General features: G+C 70.3%; 13 protein-coding genes, 4 tRNA genes and 1 other RNA gene. 5 read left to right on the forward strand and 13 right to left on the reverse strand.

What is annotated here, in order from left to right:
- Positions 1-82 precede the first annotated feature (82 nt).
- Genes purL through purS form a run of 3 tightly spaced genes read right to left on the reverse strand, consistent with a single transcriptional unit; the run spans position 83 to position 3,272 of the window.
- Positions 83-2,332 carry a phosphoribosylformylglycinamidine synthase subunit PurL gene (gene purL, locus AB0L71_RS27155; RefSeq protein WP_365247738.1) on the reverse strand — a complete coding sequence of 750 codons (2,250 nt, stop codon included), beginning with the start codon at positions 2,330-2,332 and terminating at the stop codon, positions 83-85.
- Positions 2,329-3,009 (reverse strand): phosphoribosylformylglycinamidine synthase subunit PurQ, encoded by a 681-nt coding sequence (gene purQ, locus AB0L71_RS27160; RefSeq protein WP_365247740.1) that lies wholly within the window; start codon positions 3,007-3,009, stop codon positions 2,329-2,331. The genes purL and purQ overlap by 4 nt, the downstream gene beginning before the upstream one ends.
- A complete protein-coding gene (purS, locus tag AB0L71_RS27165) occupies positions 3,006-3,272 on the reverse strand; it encodes a phosphoribosylformylglycinamidine synthase subunit PurS (RefSeq protein ID WP_283852935.1) in 267 nt (88 codons plus the stop codon). The genes purQ and purS overlap by 4 nt, the downstream gene beginning before the upstream one ends.
- Before the next feature lie 373 nt (positions 3,273-3,645).
- Between purS and AB0L71_RS27170 the strand changes: the two genes are divergently transcribed.
- The 4 genes from AB0L71_RS27170 (at position 3,646) to AB0L71_RS27185 (ending at position 5,090) form a co-directional block, all read left to right on the forward strand.
- Positions 3,646-3,981 (forward strand): Lsr2 family protein, encoded by a 336-nt coding sequence (locus AB0L71_RS27170; RefSeq protein ID WP_365247742.1) that lies wholly within the window; start codon positions 3,646-3,648, stop codon positions 3,979-3,981.
- A 242-nt stretch (positions 3,982-4,223) separates the two neighbouring features.
- Positions 4,224-4,295 (forward strand) — tRNA-Gly (locus AB0L71_RS27175).
- Between the two features lie 98 nt (positions 4,296-4,393).
- Positions 4,394-4,466 (forward strand) — tRNA-Gly (locus AB0L71_RS27180).
- Between the two features lie 551 nt (positions 4,467-5,017).
- Positions 5,018-5,090, forward strand: a tRNA-Gly gene (locus AB0L71_RS27185).
- A 59-nt stretch (positions 5,091-5,149) separates the two neighbouring features.
- On the opposite strand, the gene AB0L71_RS27190 is transcribed toward AB0L71_RS27185, so the two are convergent.
- From AB0L71_RS27190 to ffs, 6 genes are all read right to left on the reverse strand, one after another.
- Entirely contained in the window at positions 5,150-6,064 is a 915-nt protein-coding gene (locus AB0L71_RS27190) for a phosphoribosylaminoimidazolesuccinocarboxamide synthase (protein WP_365247744.1), read from the reverse strand.
- A gap of 109 nt (positions 6,065-6,173) precedes the next feature.
- Positions 6,174-7,634 (reverse strand): N,N-dimethylformamidase beta subunit family domain-containing protein, encoded by a 1,461-nt coding sequence (locus AB0L71_RS27195; protein WP_365247745.1) that lies wholly within the window; start codon positions 7,632-7,634, stop codon positions 6,174-6,176.
- Between the two features lie 151 nt (positions 7,635-7,785).
- Complete coding sequence (locus AB0L71_RS27200) at positions 7,786-9,582, reverse strand: hypothetical protein (protein ID WP_365247747.1); 1,797 nt, start codon at positions 9,580-9,582, stop codon at positions 7,786-7,788.
- Between the two features lie 386 nt (positions 9,583-9,968).
- Positions 9,969-11,219: a phosphoribosylamine--glycine ligase gene (gene purD, locus AB0L71_RS27205; protein WP_365247749.1), complete on the reverse strand. Its 1,251-nt coding sequence runs from the start codon at positions 11,217-11,219 to the stop codon at positions 9,969-9,971.
- Between the two features lie 169 nt (positions 11,220-11,388).
- Complete coding sequence (locus AB0L71_RS27210) at positions 11,389-13,587, reverse strand: DNA polymerase III subunit gamma and tau (protein ID WP_365247751.1); 2,199 nt, start codon at positions 13,585-13,587, stop codon at positions 11,389-11,391.
- Positions 13,588-13,692: 105 nt separating this feature from the next.
- An RNA gene (gene ffs, locus AB0L71_RS27215) (signal recognition particle sRNA small type) lies at positions 13,693-13,787 on the reverse strand.
- Between the two features lie 132 nt (positions 13,788-13,919).
- On the opposite strand from ffs, the gene AB0L71_RS27220 reads away from it, so the two are divergent.
- Positions 13,920-14,007: transfer RNA gene (locus AB0L71_RS27220), tRNA-Ser, on the forward strand.
- A gap of 80 nt (positions 14,008-14,087) precedes the next feature.
- Here AB0L71_RS27220 and AB0L71_RS27225 read toward each other — a convergent pair.
- The 4 genes from AB0L71_RS27225 to AB0L71_RS27240 all read right to left on the reverse strand — a co-directional run bounded on the left by AB0L71_RS27225 (position 14,088) and on the right by AB0L71_RS27240 (position 18,040).
- A complete protein-coding gene (locus AB0L71_RS27225) occupies positions 14,088-15,347 on the reverse strand; it encodes a tyrosine-type recombinase/integrase (RefSeq protein ID WP_365247753.1) in 1,260 nt (419 codons plus the stop codon).
- 9 nt (positions 15,348-15,356) lie between these two features.
- Positions 15,357-15,602 (reverse strand): helix-turn-helix domain-containing protein, encoded by a 246-nt coding sequence (locus AB0L71_RS27230; protein WP_365247755.1) that lies wholly within the window; start codon positions 15,600-15,602, stop codon positions 15,357-15,359.
- Positions 15,603-15,722: 120 nt separating this feature from the next.
- Positions 15,723-17,117 carry a phage/plasmid primase, P4 family gene (locus tag AB0L71_RS27235; RefSeq protein WP_365247757.1) on the reverse strand — a complete coding sequence of 465 codons (1,395 nt, stop codon included), beginning with the start codon at positions 17,115-17,117 and terminating at the stop codon, positions 15,723-15,725.
- Positions 17,114-18,040: a bifunctional DNA primase/polymerase gene (locus AB0L71_RS27240; RefSeq protein ID WP_365247759.1), complete on the reverse strand. Its 927-nt coding sequence runs from the start codon at positions 18,038-18,040 to the stop codon at positions 17,114-17,116. The genes AB0L71_RS27235 and AB0L71_RS27240 overlap by 4 nt, the downstream gene beginning before the upstream one ends.
- Positions 18,041-18,122 lie beyond the last annotated feature (82 nt).

Raw genomic sequence — 18,122 nt, forward strand, 5'->3', positions numbered from 1 at the left:
ATTTGCCGGATGCAGGCCGGAAGCAGGAAACGAGAACGGCCCCTCCCATCCGGGCGGGGCCGTCCTCAGGCGGAATCAGACGTCAGGCGAGCAGACCCGGAATGGTCTCCTCGTGCGCCGTGCGCAGCTCGCTGAGCGGAATGCTGAACTCGCCCTGGATCTCGATCTCCTCACCGTCCACGACACCGATCCGGGTGACGGGCAGACCCCGCGCCCCGCACATGTCGTTGAAGCGGAGCTCCTCGCTGCGCGGAACGGAGACGATCGCGCGCCCCGCCGACTCGGAGAAGAGGAAGGTGAACGCGTCCAGACCGTCCGGCACGACCAGCCGGGCACCCTTCCCGCCCCGCAGGCAGGACTCGGTGACCGCCTGGATCAGACCGCCGTCGGAGAGGTCGTGCGCCGCGTCGATCATGCCGTCGCGGGACGCCGAGATCAGGATCTCGCCGAGCAGCTTCTCGCGCCCCAGGTCGACCTGGGGCGGCATGCCGCCCAGGTGCCCGTGGACGACCTCGGACCAGGCCGAGCCGCCGAACTCCTCACGCGTGTCGCCCAGCAGGTAGAGGAGCTGCCCCTCGTCCGCGAAGGCGACCGGCGTACGCCGGCTGACATCGTCGATCACACCGAGCACGGCCACGACCGGCGTCGGGTGGATCGCCGTCTCACCGGTCTGGTTGTACAGCGACACATTGCCGCCGGTGACCGGGGTACCCAGCTCCAGGCAGCCGTCCGCGAGACCACGGGTGGCCTCGGCGAACTGCCACATCACGTCCGGGTCCTCGGGCGAACCGAAGTTCAGGCAGTCCGAGACCGCGAGTGGCTTGGCACCGGAGGCGGCGACATTGCGGTACGCCTCCGCCAGCGCGAGCTGCGCACCGGTGTACGGGTCGAGCTTGGCGTACCGGCCGTTGCCGTCGGTCGCCATGGCCACGCCCAGGTTCGACTTCTCGTCGATCCGGACCATGCCGGCGTCCTCGGGCATCGCGAGCACGGTGTTGCCCTGCACGAACCGGTCGTACTGGTCCGTGATCCAGGACTTCGACGCCTGGTTCGGCGAAGCGACCAGCTGGAGGACCTGCTCGCGCAGCTCCGCGCCGTTCGCCGGACGCGCCAGCCTGCCCGCGTCGTCGGCCTGCAGCGCGTCCTGCCAGGACGGCCGGGCGAACGGGCGGTGGTACGTCGGACCCTCGTGGGCGACGGACCGCGGCGGCACGTCGACGATCTGCTCGCCGTGCCAGAAGATCTCCAGCTGGGAGCCCTCGGTCACCTCACCGATGACGGTGGCGATGACGTCCCACTTCTCGCAGATCTCCAGGAAACGCTCGACGTGCCGCGGCTCGACGATCGCGCACATGCGCTCCTGCGACTCGCTCATGAGGATTTCCTCGGGCGAGAGGGAGGAGTCGCGCAGCGGCACGGTGTCCAGCTCGACGCGCATGCCGCCGGAGCCGGCGGAGGCCAGCTCGGAGGTGGCGCAGGACAGGCCGGCGCCACCGAGGTCCTGGATACCGGCGACGAGCTTCTCGCGGAAGATCTCCAGGGTGCACTCGATGAGGAGCTTCTCCTGGAACGGGTCGCCGACCTGGACGGCCGGGCGCTTCGCCGGGCCGGTCGACTCGAAGGTCTCCGAGGCCAGCACCGAGACGCCACCGATGCCGTCGCCACCGGTGCGGGCACCGTAGAGGATCACCTTGTTGCCGGGGCCGGACGCCTTGGCGAGGTGGATGTCCTCGTGCTTCATCACGCCGATGCAGCCGGCATTGACCAACGGGTTGCCCTGGTAACAGGCGTCGAAGACGACCTCGCCGCCGATGTTCGGCAGCCCCAGGCAGTTGCCGTAGCCGCCGATGCCCGCCACGACACCCGGCAGGACGCGCTTGGTGTCGGGATGGTCGGCCGCGCCGAACCGCAGCGGGTCGACGACGGCGACGGGGCGGGCGCCCATGGCGAGGATGTCGCGGACGATGCCGCCGACACCGGTCGCCGCACCCTGGTAGGGCTCGATGTACGAGGGGTGGTTGTGCGACTCGACCTTGAAGGTGACCGCGTACCCCTGACCGACGTCGACCACACCGGCGTTCTCGCCGATGCCGACGAGCATCGCGTCGTTGACCGGGGCCTTCTCGCCGAACTGCTTGAGGTGGACCTTGCTGCTCTTGTAGGAGCAGTGCTCGGACCACATCACGGAGTACATGGCGAGCTCGGCGCCGGTGGGACGGCGGCCCAGGATCTCGCGGATCCGGGCGTACTCGTCCTCCTTGAGGCCGAGCTCCTTCCAGGGCTGCGCGACGTCCGGGGTCTCGGCCGCGTGCTTGACCGTATCCAGGCTCATGCGTTGACCAGCTTCTTGATGATCGAGGTGAAGAAACCGAGGCCGTCGGTGCGACCGGTTCCGATCAGCGGCTCGACGGCGTGCTCCGGGTGCGGCATCAGACCGACAACATTGCCCGCGGCGTTGGTGATGCCGGCGATGTCGCGCAGCGAGCCGTTGGGGTTCATGTCCAGATAGCGGAAAGCGACCCGGCCCTCCGCCTCCAGTTCGTCGAGCACGCGCTCGTCGGCGACGTACCGCCCGTCCATGTTCTTGAGCGGGACGGAGATCTCCTGGCCCGCGGAGTAGTCCGAGGTCCAGGCGGTCTCCGCGTTCTCGACGCGCAGCTTCTGGTCGCGGCAGATGAAGTGCAGGTGGTTGTTGCGCAGCATCGCGCCGGGCAGCAGGTGCGCCTCGGTCAGGATCTGGAAGCCGTTGCAGATGCCGAGCACCGGCATTCCCGCCCGCGCGTTCTCGATGATCGTCTCCATGACCGGCGAGAAGCGGGAGATGGCTCCGGCCCGCAGGTAGTCGCCGTAGGAGAAGCCTCCCGCCAGGACGACCGCGTCGACCTGGTGCAGGTCCTTGTCGCGGTGCCACAGCGAGACGGGCTCGGCGCCCGCGACCCGTACGGCCCGCAGGCTGTCCTGGTCGTCCAGCGTGCCGGGAAAGGTGACGACTCCGATGCGAGCGGTCACTTCGACTCCTCGGCCTTCTCCACCTTGACGGTGAAGTCCTCGATCACGGTGTTGGCGAGGAAGGTCTCGGCCATCTCGTGAATGCGACCGAGGGCGGCCTCGTCGACCGGCCCCTCGACCTCGAGCTCGAAACGCTTTCCCTGACGTACGTCCGCGATTCCCTCGAAGCCGAGACGGGGCAGTGCACGCTGCACCGCCTGTCCCTGCGGGTCGAGGATCTCGGGCTTGAGCATGACGTCGACTACGACGCGTGCCACTGGCACTCCCGGTGGTGGTGTGGTGCGACTGATTCTCCGGAGGGTTCCCCAGACCCCCGCAGGTCCCCTCAGCCTACCCGGCCAGAAATTCTACGCGAGTAGATATCCACAGGCCCCGATCGCGCCGGATAAGGACTGCGGCAACACACGAGGAAAGTCCTGCAAAGATTCTTACTGCCGACACATACAGAAGGCTGACACGCGGAGGTAATTGGACGGGCTTCACCATGCGGCACTCATCGCTGTACAAATGATTACCGGGGAATGCAGAATTACCCCTAAACAGTCGACATCTGTCGACCCCCATCCGCCTAACAGCCGGAAGGCCGGTATCAGCGCATATCAGACGCGCCGACACCGTAGGAAAGGACCGATATTCGTGGCTCAGCGCGTAGTGGTCACGCTCTCCGACGACATCGACGGGGGAGCAGCGGCGGAAACGGTCACCTTCGCCCTGGACGGGAAGTCGTACGAGATCGACCTCAATCCGTCCAATGCAAAGAAACTGCGCAAGGCCCTGGCGCCGTACATGGCGGCGGGCCGGAAGCAGACAAATACCAGAAAGCGCGGCAGGACTCCGGGACCGTACCGGCACACCTCGCTCGAACCCGATCCGGCGGCCGTGCGCGCCTGGGCCCGCTCCCACCGGATGGAGGTGCCGGCCCGCGGCCGGATCCCCAAGAAGGTCTACGAGGCGTTCCGCCAAGCCAGTTGAGCGCCCGGCCGCCGGACCGCCCGACCGGCCCGGCGGCCGGGGCGGTCGACGAGCGGATCTCGGCGCACGCGCGCCGACGCTCCGGCGCACGCTCGCGAACGCCCTGGCGCACGCTCACGAACGCCCTGGCGCACGCCTCGACGACACCCCGCGGGAGCCGACTTGCGCTACACCCCCGCAGGTCGGCTAAAGTCTGGAGCACGCCGAGGGGCAAGGCCGCAAAGCCGAACCTCACGCAGCGTGCGGGTGTAGTTCAGTAGCAGAACATCCCCCTTCCAGGGGGAAGGCGCAGTGTGCAATTCCTGTCACCCGCTCTGCATCGCTCTTCACGACCACTCCGGTGGATCAGGTAGAGTAGTGCTCGCACCGCCCGATGGATCTCTCGAAAGGGAGTACAATGAGCGGCAGCAATGCGGACGTGGCTCAGTTGGTAGAGCATCACCTTGCCAAGGTGAGGGTCGCGAGTTCGAATCTCGTCGTCCGCTCTTGATAAGACGAAGGCCCTGGTCGAATCCGACCGGGGCCTTCGTCGCATTCCCACTCACCCCCTCCGCCCTCCCCTCCCCTTCCCCGACTGGGAGATGCCCGGCATCGGCGGTGTGAGTGTGGCCACATCCCTGCGGGTCCAACGGCCGCACGGCCGGACGGCGATCGTGACGGGCCCGAGTCGGCCGGGGCGTCCGAAGCGGACCCCTCCGTGGATGTCCCGACCTTGGCACCGAAGATCGTCCCGCCCGGCAGCCGGCCGGGATCACCGGACGGAGCACGCGGGACAGCGGTGTGCGGTCGCGGAGTTGGCGGCCGATGGGATCTTTCCGGGGCCCCACCGCCGACCGCGCGCGAGGCCTGGAAACGGGAGCCGGCGGTCGGCGGGGCGCTGGTCAGGGAGATCGCCGAGCGGGCGGCGCTGTCACGGGGGAACGCCCGGAACCGCCTTTCGCGGGGCGCCTCGAAGCCTGGGCGGAGGACTGCTCTGCGGCAGTGCGTCCCGCGCACGGGCGCGCATGGGTATAGTGGTCCTCGCGCTTCGGCGCCTGCGGACGTGGCTCAGTTGGTAGAGCATCACCTTGCCAAGGTGAGGGTCGCGAGTTCGAATCTCGTCGTCCGCTCGGTTCAGCAAGAAGCCCCCGGTCTCTCGGCCGGGGGCTTCTTCGTGTCCGGGAGCCGCTTACCGCCAGGGCATGCCGGTGAGGCGCTCGTACGCCTCCAGGTACTTCGCCCGGGTCGCGTCCACGATCTCCTGGGGCAGCGCCGGGGGCGGCTGCTCGCTCTTGCGGTCCCAGCCGGAGGCCGGGGAGACCAGCCAGTCGCGTACGAACTGCTTGTCGTAACTGGGCTGGGCCCGGCCCGGCTCCCAGCTGTCCGCGGGCCAGAAGCGGGAGGAGTCCGGGGTCAGCACCTCGTCGGCGAGGATCAGCTTCTCGCCGCCGTCGGCCGTGGGAGCGAAGCCGAACTCGAACTTCGTGTCGGCGAGGATGATGCCGCGCTCACGGGCGATGTCGCGGGCCCTGCTGTACACGTCCAGCGTGGTGCGGCGCAGGTGGGCGGCGGTCTCCGCGCCGACCTGGCGGGCCACCTCCTCGTAGCTCACGTTCTCGTCGTGGTCGCCGACCGCCGCCTTGGTGGCGGGGGTGAAGATCGGAGCCGGGAGCTCGGAACCGTCGGCGAGGCCCTCGGGCAGCGCGAGGCCGCAGACCGTGCGCGATTCGTTGTACTCGACGAGGCCCGAGCCGGTGAGGTAGCCACGGGCGACGCATTCGACCGGGACCATCCGCAGCGACGTGCAGACCAGGGTGCGGCCGGCCCAGTCCGCGGGGGCTCCGGCAGGGAGCTCCGTGGACAGGACGTGGTTCGGGACGAGGTCGGCGAGCTGGTCGAACCACCACAGGGAGAGCCGGGTGAGGACGCGGCCCTTGTCCGGGATCTCGGTGGGCAGAACCCAGTCGAACGCGGAGATCCGGTCGCTGGCGACCATGACGAGATCGCCCGCCTCGTTCCGGTACAGGTCGCGCACCTTGCCGGTGTGAAGGTGGGTGAGCCCCGGGACCTGCACTGGTTCGGGCTTTTCTACAAATCCGGACACGCTGCCTCCGCGTAGGTTGATCCAGGAGTCGTAACGATTCTCCCGTATCGGGTGCGCCGGGTCGGAACGGGGGCGTCCGTGGCGTCGCGCGCCGTGCCCCGGAAGATTTTCAGGCGCGTTTGCAGATGTGGTCGAGGAGATTGGCGGTGGCGCGCTGAATGCGGGGGTCCACATGACCGGGGCGGTCCAGCGCCGGGGACCAGGCGAACGTGCCGGAGGCGAAGACGAGTGCGCCGGACGGTGCCCGGTACAGAGAGGTCTCCTGGTGGCGCTTGGCTCCCTCACTGTCCCGGTAGGGGGAATGGGCGAGCAGGATGCGGCTCTCGTGTGCGGGAAGTGCGGTGCGCGGGAAGTACCGGTCGGCCTCCCCCGCGACCAGGCCGTCGATCTCGTCGCCCTCGCCGGCTTCCGTGGCGTCCCACAGCCAGTGGTCGGCGTTCCGGACGACCAGGGGGTGCGGCTCGGGGACGCGGCCCGCGTACTGGATGCCGAGCAGTAGCTGCTCGGGACGGTCGATCTCGCGCCAGAGGGCGGGCTTTCCCGGACCGCGGCGCTTGCGGCAGGTGAGCAGCCGGTCCGGGACGCCGGACGGTGACGGGGAGAGGCTGACCTGCCAGTACATGGTGTTGGCGGAGAGGAAGACGAGCGAGGTACCGCCGTCGCGGGCGCGTTCGGCGGTCCGGCGCATGGGCACCGACCAGTACTCGTCGTGGCCGGGGAAGACCAGGCCCCGGTAGCGGCCCGGGTCGATCCGGCCCGCGTGCAGGTCTCGGGTGTCGGCATAGGCGATGTCGTAGCCGTACCGCTCGGCCCAGCGGATGAAGTCGTAGGCATGACCGACATGGAGGGGCAGACCCGCACCCGCGTACGGGCGGTCGAAGGACACGGTGATCGCGGCGTCCTCCTCGCCCAGGAGGCGGCCCTGTTCGTCCCAGGCGTGGTAGAGGCTGGCGCCGGTGCGGCCGTCCTCCGGGTAGAGGTTGTACGCCTGCCAGGTGATGTCCGGCAGGACCAGGAGCAGATCTGCCGGATGGTTGTCGCGGACCGTGAACGGGATGTGGGAGCGGTGCCCGTCGACCGTGGTGAGCACGGCGACGTACGCACCGATCGACCAGTAGCCGGGGATCTGCAGCCGCCAGGACTGCCACCAGTGGTGGCAGGAGACCGTCCGGTCGGCGGTGAGCGGGGCGGGCTGGGCGATGCCGGAGAGCCGGGGACTCGTGGTGATCTTGGAGGCGCCGTCGCCTCCGTAATGACCGATGCGGTAGATGTCCACGGTGAACTGCTGGGGCGGGTCCACGGTGATGTGGAAGTCGATCGCCTCTCCGGGGGCGGCGGCGCCCGTGGAGATGAAGCCCTTGATCTGGCGGTGCACGTCGTCGGCGGTGCGGGTGCCGCCGTCGGAGCTGCGGGTCAGTGTGGGGTCCGCGTACCAGGGGACGACGTGCCCGCTGTCGTCGACGTAGTTCTCGCTGCCGCGCAGCCAGGGCAGCGGGCCCTGGCCGAAGGGGTCGGAGACGGCATGCGCCGAAGCACCCGACTCCCACCGCCGAATCTGGTCCGCCCCCATATCGCTCCCCTCCCTGGTCCCCCGAGACAACAGTGACGTGCCGACCGTCAGCGTCGGTCCCCAGCACATCACATAACGCATGCACTCCGTCACCGTTCGTCGCTCATTGACAGGAATGGAACGCAATCTTCCGGGTATGCGGGGGTCCGCTTCAGACGAGACGGACGGGTTTGTCGGTGCGGACCCCGACCGACGCGAGCCAGGAACACAGCGGCCCCGCGTCCCCGTCCTCGACCAGGCGGAGGACGGGGCTGCCCAGATCCGCCCGCCGCTCACCGCCGACCAGCAGCACGGGACCGTCGAGCCAGTCGAGTCCGGGCACCGCACCCGCCGTGTCGACGGCGGCGCAGCAGACCATCGCCGCGACATGCTCGGCGAGCAGTTCCGTACCCGTACGGGGCGGCTGGAGCGGGAAGAGCGGGAGAGGGCCGGGGCCCCAGGACTCCGGGACGTCCCCGCCCGGGTGAGCACTCCGGGCTCCCGCCGAGCTCGACACGGCGCCGCTCCGGGGCTGTCGGGCCTCCGTCTCACGGGCCACCACGGCGCTGATCCGGGCAGCGAGGTCCTCGCTGCTCCCGCTCCGTCCGGACAGGTGCTCGACGACCCGGGCCAGCGTGGGCACTCCGGCGTCGAGGCCGAGCGGGAACACAGGACGGCCGGGACCGACAGGGCGACCGGGACCGGAGCCACCGGAACGGCCGGGATGCCCGGAGGAACCGTCCGTGGCCGCCGTGGGCGTCGCATCCGTCGAGTCGAGGACCCGGTGCAGGCGTGCCGCCTCGGTGCGCCATTTCCGGTCGACCACCTCTTCCGGGTACTGCTGCCAATCGACCGGAGCCCAGTCGGGGCCGCTCTGCGTCGGGCCGCCGTGGAAGAGCCGGGCCGCGAGCAGCGACGCCGCCTCGTCGGCCGCGCCCGGCTCCTCCAGAAGGTCGCAGGCAGGGCGCTCACCGAGCCGGGCGGTGAACCCGTCGGCGAGCCGGTCGCGACGGGAGAGTTCGGTGAGGGCGGACACCACACCCGCATCCAGCCGGGACGGCCAGCGACCCATCTGCCAGGCCGGCAGCGCGACCCGGGTGAGCAGTCGGTCCCAGCCCGCACAGGCGAGGCCCACCTGCTCCTGGGCGACGATCCGCAGACCGTAATCCACACCCTGTGCACAGACCGACGCGGCGGCGGCGACTCCCCGCTCCATCTCCGCGGCATGGGGCCGACATCTGCTCAGCAGCAACCGGGCGACCCAGCCGGCGAAGACCCGCGGCGCTCTGCGTACCCCGGGCATCGGTCCGGAGACGGGTGCGGCCGCGTCGGCAACGACTCCGTCCAGTCCCCGTACGAAACGACGTGCTGCGGCTATGTCGGGATGCGCGGAGGGACCCGTGCCCGCGACGACCGGAGCGAGGACGGCCCGCAGCTCCGCGACCCGCATCCACCAGAGGAACGGCGAACCGATGACCAGCACGGGAGCCGCCGAGCAGCGGCTGCGGCGCCGGCCCGCCGAACGTGTGCGGCGGGCCGCTCCGGGCTGCGCCGCGGGGTGCGTGCGGTCCTCCAGCCAGCTGTCGCAGTCGGGTGTGAGCGCCATCGCCGACGGCGCGGGAACCCCGAGCCGGTCGGCGAGGTCCCTGACCATGCGGTAGAGATCGGGGGCGGCGTCCTCCGGGAGCGGGACGGTCGGGCTGACCGCCGGTCTCGCCCGTACGACCGCGACCGCGACCACCGCGCCCAGCAGGAGCACGACGACCGCGCAGACGGCAGCGATCCAGCGCACCGCGTCCCAGCCGCTGCCGACGGCATGGCCCTGTGCGCCCGCCGCGAGCAGTACCACGGCCACCGCCGCCGGCAGGATGGCCACAGCGGTCGCTCTGCTGCGGATGCGCAGCAGAGCGAGAGCCCGGGCACGCGCGCTCTGCGCACCCAGCTCCTCACTCGTACCGGTACCGGACACGGCCGGACGTCACCCCCTCTGCCCCCGCGGCGGTGTTGTTCACTCCCCCACTGTGGCACCCGTCACTGACATCGCAATGCCGGTGGGCCAAGTGCCGGAATGCTTGCGCCGCACCCTAGTTGGGGCCTCGGCAAGCGTCATCCAGATAGCTGAGCCGTCACTCGATGGAATGGCTTTGGGTAAAGGTGCTGACACGGCGCCGTTCTTGAGGCAGCGCCACGTCGGTGGGTGTCGATCGGGTGCGGGGAGCGGCTCGAGCCAGGGGGCAGGCGAAACGGACGGCCCCGGTCCGGGCCTTCCAGGGCCGGGGCCGTCGGAACGGGCGGGGCAGGGGCCGTCGGAGCGCGGGCAGGGCCGGGGCCGTCCGGCCCCGGCCTCGCCCGGTCTCAGGCCTCCGCGGCCTTCCGGGCGATGTCCGTACGGAGCTGCGCACCGTCGAGCCGGATCCGGGACGCCGCCGTGTAGGCGCGCTCACGAGCGGCCGCGAGGTCCTTGCCGGTCGCGGTCACCGACAGCACCCGGCCGCCGGCGCTGACGATCGCGTCGCCATCCCGCCTGGTCCCGGCGTGCAGGACGTACGCGTGCGGGGCATCCTGTGCCGCCACGTCGTCGAGCCCCTCGATCGGGTCCCCCGTGCGCGGCGTACCCGGGTAGTTGTGCGAGGCGATGACCACCGTGACGGCGGCCTCGTCGCGCCACTTCAGCGGGGGCAGCTCATCGAGGGTGCCCTCCGCGGAGCCCAGCAGGACGCCGGCCAGCGGGGTCCTCAGGCGGGCCAGGACCACCTGGGTCTCGGGGTCGCCGAAACGGGCGTTGAACTCGATCACCCGGACGCCGCGCGAGGTGATCGCGAGGCCCGCGTACAGCAGCCCGGAGAACGGAGTACCGCGGCGGCGGAGCTCGTCGACGGTCGGCTGGAGCACCGACTCCAGGACCTCGTCGACCAGCTTGGGGTCGGCCCACGGGAGCGGGGAGTACGCACCCATACCGCCGGTGTTCGGGCCCTTGTCGTCGTCCAGGGCACGCTTGAAGTCCTGCGCGGGCTGGAGCGGCAGCACGGTGGTGCCGTCCGTGATCGCGAAGAGGCTGACCTCGGGTCCGTCGAGGAACTCCTCGATGACCACGTGGTCGCAGGCCAGGGCATGGGCGCGGGCGGCCTCGACGTCGTCGGTGACGACGACGCCCTTACCGGCCGCGAGCCCGTCGTCCTTGACGACGTACGGGGCGCCGAAGGCATCGAGCGCGGCATCGATCTCGGCGGGGGTGGTGCAGACGTAGCTCCGTGCGGTCGGGACACCGGCCCCGGCCATCACGTCCTTGGCGAACGCCTTGGAGCCCTCCAGCCGGGCCGCCTCGCCAGAGGGGCCGAAGCAGGGGATGCCCGCGGCGCGCACGGCGTCGGCGACTCCGGCGACGAGCGGCGCCTCGGGGCCGACGACCACCAGCTCGGCGCCCAGGTCGGTGGCGAGACGGGCGACGGCGTCGCCGTCGAGTGCGTCGACCGGGTGCAGTTCGGCCACCTCCGCGATGCCGGCGTTGCCGGGAGCGCAGTACAGAGCGGTGACGTCGGGGTCGAGGGAGAGAGAGCGGCACAGGGCGTGTTCGCGGGCGCCGCCGCCGATGACGAGGACCTTCACGGGGTGCAGCCTAACCGCCGGGGCGTGGCGGCCTCGACGGATGCCGTTCCGTGGACACCCGGCGCACCGCCCGCCGGACCGGCCGGGCGCTCTGGACGAACGCCCCGGCCGGGGCGTTCGTCACCCGGTCCCACCGGACCGGCGCCCCGACCGCACACCGCTCCCGTCGCTACTCGTTGTTGAACTCCTCGACCACGGTGGCACCCAGCTCGCGCACGATCAGGTCGTGGCCGGAGAGCGCCGAGTCGACGAGATCCGGGTCGTCCGCCTCCGGAATGTCGTCCTCGGGAGCGACCGACCGCGGGGGTTCGGACGCCGAGTACGCCGACGGTGCCGGCTCCGCGGCGGGCGCGGGACCCGGCTGCTGCTGCGACGCGGGGGTGGGCCCGGGCTCGTAGCTCTGCTGGGGCGTGGGGGCCGGACGGTGCTGCACGGGCGGTCCGGCGGAGGGACGGCCGCCACCGGTGTGCGCAGGCGCCCCGGCGCCGCCCGAGGGGTCGACGATCGCCTCGATCTTCCACTGGGCGTTGAACCGCTCGGCGAGCGCCTGCCGCAGCACGTCCTCGCTGCCGCTGCTCGCGAAGTTGTCGCGCGCGCCCGCGTTGAGGAAACCGATCTGCAGGGTGGTGCCGTCGAAGCCGGTGACCTGGGCGTTCTGACTGAGCAGGATCCAGGTGAACCGGCGGCGGTTCTTCACGGCCTCCAGGATGTCCGGCCACATGTTCCGTACCTGGCCGGCGCCCTGCGCCATTCCCGGGCTCGGCTCGGCGGCGGGCGCAGGTCCCGCGGGCGCGGCCCGGTCCGGGGCGGGGGCCGCGGCCGCCTGCGGAACCGGCGCCTGACCGGGCGTCGAAGCGGTCGGCCAGCCACCGGGACGACGGCCCGGATCCGGCGCCGTCGTCGCGGTGGGCCAGGCACCGGGGCGCTGGCCGCCCGCGGGGGCCGGGGCGGCGGGGCTGTCGGCGGGCGGCTGCGGAACGACGGGCGGCGCGGGCGGCGCGGACACCGGGGCCTCTGCGGCGGGGGCGAGTGCGGGTGCGGCAGGGGCGGGGGGCGCCACCACGGCGGCCGGTGCCTCCCCCCGTACCGCCGCACGCGCGGCGGCGGGTCCGGCGCCGGGCTGCACGGGCGGTGCGACGGGTGCGTGGGCCAGGGCCTCCGGCCCGGGCACGTACCCCATGGCGGGTCCCGTACCGGCGGTCGCGAACGACGCGCCGCGCTCCAGCCGGTCCAGCCGGGCCTGCAGCGAACGCTCGTCGTCGAAGGCGGCGGGCAGCAGCACCCGGGCGCAGATCAGCTCCACCTGGAGGCGCGGCGAGGTCGCCCCGCGCATCTCCGTCAGTCCCTCGTTGACCAGGTCGGCGGCGCGGCTCAGTTCGGCGGCGCCGAAGACGGACGCCTGGGCCTGCATCCGCTCGACGACATCGGCGGGGGCGTCGATCAGGCCCTTCTCGGCGGCGTCCGGAACGGCGGCGAGGATCACCAGGTCGCGCAGCCGCTCCAGGAGGTCGGCGACGAAGCGGCGCGGGTCGTTGCCGCCCTCGATCACCCGGTCCACGACCTCGAAGGCTGCGGCCCCGTCACCCGCGGCGAAGGCGTCCACGACCGCGTCGAGCAGCGAGCCGTCCGTATAACCGAGCAGCGAGGTCGCCATGGCGTAGGTCACACCCTCGTCGCCCGCGCCGGCCAGCAGCTGGTCCATCACCGACATCGAGTCACGCACGGACCCGGCCCCGGCCCGCACGACGAGCGGCAGCACGCCGTCCTCGACGGGGCTGTTCTCCTTGCCGCAGACCTCGGCGAGATAGTCGCGCAGCGTCCCCGGAGGCACCAGACGGAAGGGGTAGTGGTGCGTACGCGACCGGATGGTGCCGATGACCTTCTCGGGTTCGGTGGTCGCGAAGATGAACTTGAGATGCTCCGGCGGCTCCTCGACCACCTTCAGCAGGGCGTTGAACCCCGCCGAGGTGACCATGTGGGCCTCGTCGATGATGTAGATCTTGTAACGACTCGACGCGGGCCCGAAGAACGCCTTCTCCCGCAGATCACGGGCGTCGTCCACGCCACCGTGCGATGCGGCGTCGATCTCGATGACGTCGATCGATCCCGGCCCGTTGCGCGCGAGGTCCCGGCAGGACTGGCACTCCCCGCACGGCGTTGGCGTCGGACCCTGCTCGCAGTTCAGACAGCGGGCGAGGATGCGCGCACTGGTCGTCTTGCCGCAGCCGCGCGGGCCGCTGAACAGGTACGCGTGATTGACCCGGTTGTTCCGCAGGGCCTGCTGCAGCGGGTCGGTGACATGCTCCTGCCCGATGACCTCGGCGAACGACTCGGGGCGATAGCGGCGGTACAGCGCAAGGGACGACACACATACGAGGTTATCCGGGCGGACCGACAACCGGCCCCGGACCGGCGGGGCGCCGCCCCACTCCCCCGGAAACGCAGGGGCCGCTCTGGAAACACAGGGGCAAACACAAGGGCCCCCCACGCACCCGCCAGAGCCAACCTACCCTTGCTGCCTTCCGGCCCTGGGGGAGTTCAGTCAGATAGCGCCACGTGAGGGGCTGAGCCCCACCTTAGCCGATCCCCACCCCTCCCGGTCCACCTCCCCACCTTCTGCGACCGCCCCGGAGGGCCCGGAGGGGAGCCGGAGGGGAACGGGTTCGCGAGCACTCCTCAACGTCTTGTATTGTTTGCCGCGGAGGATTCGCCTAGTGGCCTAGGGCGCACGCTTGGAAAGCGTGTTGGGGGCAACCCCTCACGAGTTCGAATCTCGTATCCTCCGCCATTGCTCTCACCGGGCAATACGTTGAAGGGCCCCGCAGCTTGCTGCGGGGCCCTTCGGCGTTCGTAGTCTCATCTGCAGTCTCAACGAGACTCTTCGGAGCCCTCCGCGCCGCTGTCGTCAGCGTCGTGGGCCACTTCCCAGATGAGTCCTCCGACCCGCTGCGCGACGTCGGCGAGGATGCCGCCCGTCACGTGCTGATACCTGGCGGCCATCGCCGTGGACGACCAGCCCATGATCTGCATCACGACCCGCTCGGGGACACCGAGGATGAGCAGCACCGTTGCCGCGGTGTGCCGGGCATCGTGCAGGCGCCCGTCCCGAACCTTCGCATCGGTCAGCAGCCGCTTCCAGGCGTCGTAGTCCGTGCTCGGTACCAGCGGCTCGCCTACGGGAGAGGTGAAGACGAACCCGGACTCTCGCCAGTCCTCCCCCGCGATCGCCCGTTCGCGCGCCTGCTCTCTGCGGTGGAGCTCCAGCAGCCGCACCAGTTCGTCAGGGACACCGATGACGCGTCGCCCGGCGCGCGACTTCGTGCTTGCCGTGTCCTCGTTCTTCCTGACCCGCTTCTTGCAGTACCCCGGCTTCGCGCCGCAGTCGCCGCCGCACCCGTGGAGGTACTTCGGCCTCAGCCTGTTCTTCCTGACGCGCAGAACTCCGCTGCTCGTATCGAGGTCTGCCCACCGGAGCCCGAGCGCTTCGCCCTGCCGGAGTCCCAGAGCGAGCGCGATGGACCAGCGAGCACTGTTCCGAAGCTTGGCGGCCTCCGAGAGCAGGCGCTGCACCTCTTCGATGTCGTACGGCTCCACCTCCTCTTCCTCGATCCTCGGCGGGACCGCGAGTGTGGCGACATTCCGTGTGACGTGGCCGCGGCGCATCGCGTGATTCAGCGCGGTGCGGATCGTCCGATGCGCCTGGTGCGCGGTGGCGGGCTTGCTGCCGTTGGCCAGCATCCGGCTGTAGAAGCGCTCCAGGTGTTCGGGCTCCAGCTTGTCCAGCCGGTGAGCCCCGACGCCCGGCACGAGGTGGACCCGTACGGCCACCTCGTAACCGGCGTACGTGTTCTCTCGCACCGACGGCTTGGCGATCTCCTCCACCCAGTGCAGCAGCCACGCCTTGACGGTCCACGGGCGTCCGGGCTTCCGTACCTTGCCTTCATCCCGTTGCTTCTCCAGCGCGCGGACCTTCTTGATCACCTCCCCTTCGTTGATCTTGCTCATGACATGCCGCCGATCCGGCGTTCCGTCGTTCCGGATTCCGACGGTCACTCGTCCGTGCCAGTAGCCGTCACTGCCGAAATAGATGGATGACGCCCCGTCCGGGCGCTTGGGCCGCTTGGCCATGGATGCTCCTTACGCCGCGGCGTGGTTGATGCTGGGCTGCATGTGCTGGTTCAGGTAGTTGATGAGCGCCTGAACGGGGACTCGTCGGCTACGGCCGAACGGGACCGTCTGGACGGCTCCGTCACGGATCAGGCCGTACATCGTGGTCCGGCCGATACTCAGGCGGCGTGCGGCTTCCTCGACCGTCACGGCGAGGAGGGTGAGATCGAGGTCCTGCGGGTTCTCTTCGTTCTTCAGCAATTCGAGCCGGGACATGGCACTCCTCGGTGCGGTCACGCGAGCTGGTGTGTGTTGAGTCCGCATTGCTGTGTGTCGCGACTCAAGCGACTCAGAGGCCGTTCGGGGCGGCGTGAGTCGCTTGAGTCGCGACACCGGCTATCGCCGGTCGGACGGCGTGAGCGTGATGCCGGTGTACGTGGGCACCTGCCGGCCGTACGCGTCGCGGGGACGCGCACGGTGCAGTTGCGGCACGACGGAGAGCAGATTCCTTCCGAACATCTGCTTGGTCCCGACGGCTCGTACGCCGTTGTCCTCGGCCCACTCACGCCAGACCGCCCACAAGGTGTCGACCGGGACCTCACAGGCGGCCCCGACGGTGCAGCGCTCGCGAATGAACGCGCTCGTCGGTGAGGCGGTGTCCTGCATCGTGATGACCGCTTCCTGAGAGGAAGGCGGGTCCGTGATCCTGCCGATGCGCTGGAGTCGGGCCAGCCCTTCAAGGGCCCAGTTGAGAATCCCGGGCATCTCGGCGGCCAGCCTGTCTGTGAGGGCCGTGTCTTCCTTGCCGAGCCAGGAGACGGTCATGTTGAGCACGATGAAGCGTCGGGCGATGACTCCCGAGGAGTCCCCGAAGCTCGGCAGCTCATTGGTGAGGATCATCAGCCGCGTCGGCAGTTTGCCGGTCCACGGGTCGCGGAACTTGCGGTCGATGTCGATGGTGTCCTCACCAGAGATGGTGAGAAGCCGTTCGACGACCTGCCCGCCGTCCTTGCCGGACAGACGGGCATCGGAGATGACCGCGAGCGGCTTGCCGAGCAGCGTGGACAAACCGAAGTTGCTGCCGAGCCCGGCGAGCGTCGGCCCGGCGAGATTCTCACGTCCGACCAGTTCCTTGAGGACTCGGGCGATGGTCCCTTTGCCCGAGCGGGACGGCCCTTTGATGAGCAGGATCTTCTGTTGGTCGGTACGGCCGGAGAGGACGTACCCGAACCATTCCTGCAGCGCGTCCAGGGCCGCTTGGTCGTCCGGCCAGATCTGCCGAAGGAAGCGTTCCCATGTCGGCGCCGTGGCGGCGGGGTCGTAGTGGAACGGGACGGATACGAGGTTGAAGAAGCCGGGAGTGTGCGGCAAAAGGGCCCGGTCCCGGATGCGGAGCAAGCCGTTCTCACACGCCACGATCGGGCTGCCGTCCTTGCCCGCGGCGTCCTGCTCGACCCACGAAGGGGCGTCGGTGTCGGTAGGCAGGAGCGTGATGGCTCCCAGGGCATCGAGCAGGTTGCTGATCTTCTGCTTCGTGGGCGACCAGTCGCGGATCTCGGGCTGGCCATCTTTGCCCGGGACGCTGTAGGTGGCGTACTCCAGCCGCTTGTAGAGCGAGGACCGCATCTGCTGATCGTCCAAATCGCGCCAGCACGTGCCCGTCCAACGCATCCACGATCCGCGCCAGCGACGGCACACAAGGCGCTGGTTCTCGTTCTGCCAGCTTGGGAGCAGGCGACGCGCCACGGCCATCGGATTGGACGGAACGGGCAGTTCCTCCCTGCCGCTCATGCCGCGCTCGCCTCCGTCGCGCCGCCCCGGACGAAGCCGGAGCGGATCGCGGTGCGGCACTCTCCGGCGGGCAGGCCGATCGACTGCCCGGCGCTCATGAGTTCGGTGCTGACGGCGGCTTCGACGAGATCACCGTTTCGGATCATCCGCGCGAGGGCGTAGGCCGCGAAGTACACGGCACGATTACGACCGCCCTCGCGGGCGGACAGCACCTTTTCGAGCTCCCCGCGCAGTGCGGCGGTGCTGTAGGCGGTGGCGTTGCGCATCCGGGCCGACAGCTCAGCCAGCGGCATCGGGGCCGGTGCGGGCTTGGGGGCGAGCAGGTCACTGAGCCACGCAGGGAGGGGGGCCGGTGACGCGTCGTGAATGATCTCGTACGACGCTCCGCCCACAGCACTGCCGACGCCCACCACGTAGCCACCCCAGGCCCGAGTATCGACCTTCCAGCCCAGGACGTTGGCCGTGCTGCGTAGCTGCTTTCCGGTGGGTGCGGTGAAGTACAGGTGCTGGCCGCCGCGGCGAGTGCGCACCGAGTAAGTCTCGGTCGGCAACCGTTCCCCGGCGCGCTCGCAGAGCATGGCGAACACGTCCAGGCCGTCCGCTGCTCCCGCCCACTCGGCGGGCGAGGCGTCGGTCTCGTCCTTGGGCACGTCCAAGTCCACGACCACGAGGTTGGCGGGGCCCGTGGCGATGCCGACGTTGTACGGGGCGGCCTGCCAGCACCGGGCGATCTGCTCGCCGTCGAGTGTGGCGCGGTGCTCCGGGGTGCGGTGTCCTTCTGAGCAGCGACCGGTACCGGGGCAGTGTCGTTCGGAGTGCCCGGCGGGCCGCTTGTCGCCGGGGCGCAGAGGGAAGACGGGCCAGCCGCGCGCTACGGCCCCCAGGGCGGCGCTCAGCAGCGTCGGGGCAGGTGTTGGTGTCATGCTGAGGGTTCTCCTGTTTCTGCGAAGGGACAAGGGAACCGGGGCGGTCGCGGTCTTTGGCGAGAGGCGACCGCCCCGGGCA

The sequence above is a fragment of the Streptomyces sp. NPDC052052 genome (assembly GCF_040680455.1).
Taxonomy (GTDB): Bacteria; Actinomycetota; Actinomycetes; order Streptomycetales; family Streptomycetaceae; genus Streptomyces.

Excerpts from the sequence above, each read along its gene's own strand:
- purL (WP_365247738.1), bottom strand. The coding sequence starts at position 2,332 with ATGAGCCTGGATACGGTCAAGCACGCGGCCGAGACCCCGGACGTCGCG.
- AB0L71_RS27195 (WP_365247745.1), bottom strand. The coding sequence starts at position 7,634 with ATGGGGGCGGACCAGATTCGGCGGTGGGAGTCGGGTGCTTCGGCGCAT.
- AB0L71_RS27225 (WP_365247753.1), bottom strand. The coding sequence starts at position 15,347 with ATGGCCAAGCGGCCCAAGCGCCCGGACGGGGCGTCATCCATCTATTTC.
- AB0L71_RS27230 (WP_365247755.1), bottom strand. The coding sequence starts at position 15,602 with ATGTCCCGGCTCGAATTGCTGAAGAACGAAGAGAACCCGCAGGACCTC.
- AB0L71_RS27235 (WP_365247757.1), bottom strand. The coding sequence starts at position 17,117 with ATGAGCGGCAGGGAGGAACTGCCCGTTCCGTCCAATCCGATGGCCGTG.
- AB0L71_RS27240 (WP_365247759.1), bottom strand. The coding sequence starts at position 18,040 with ATGACACCAACACCTGCCCCGACGCTGCTGAGCGCCGCCCTGGGGGCC.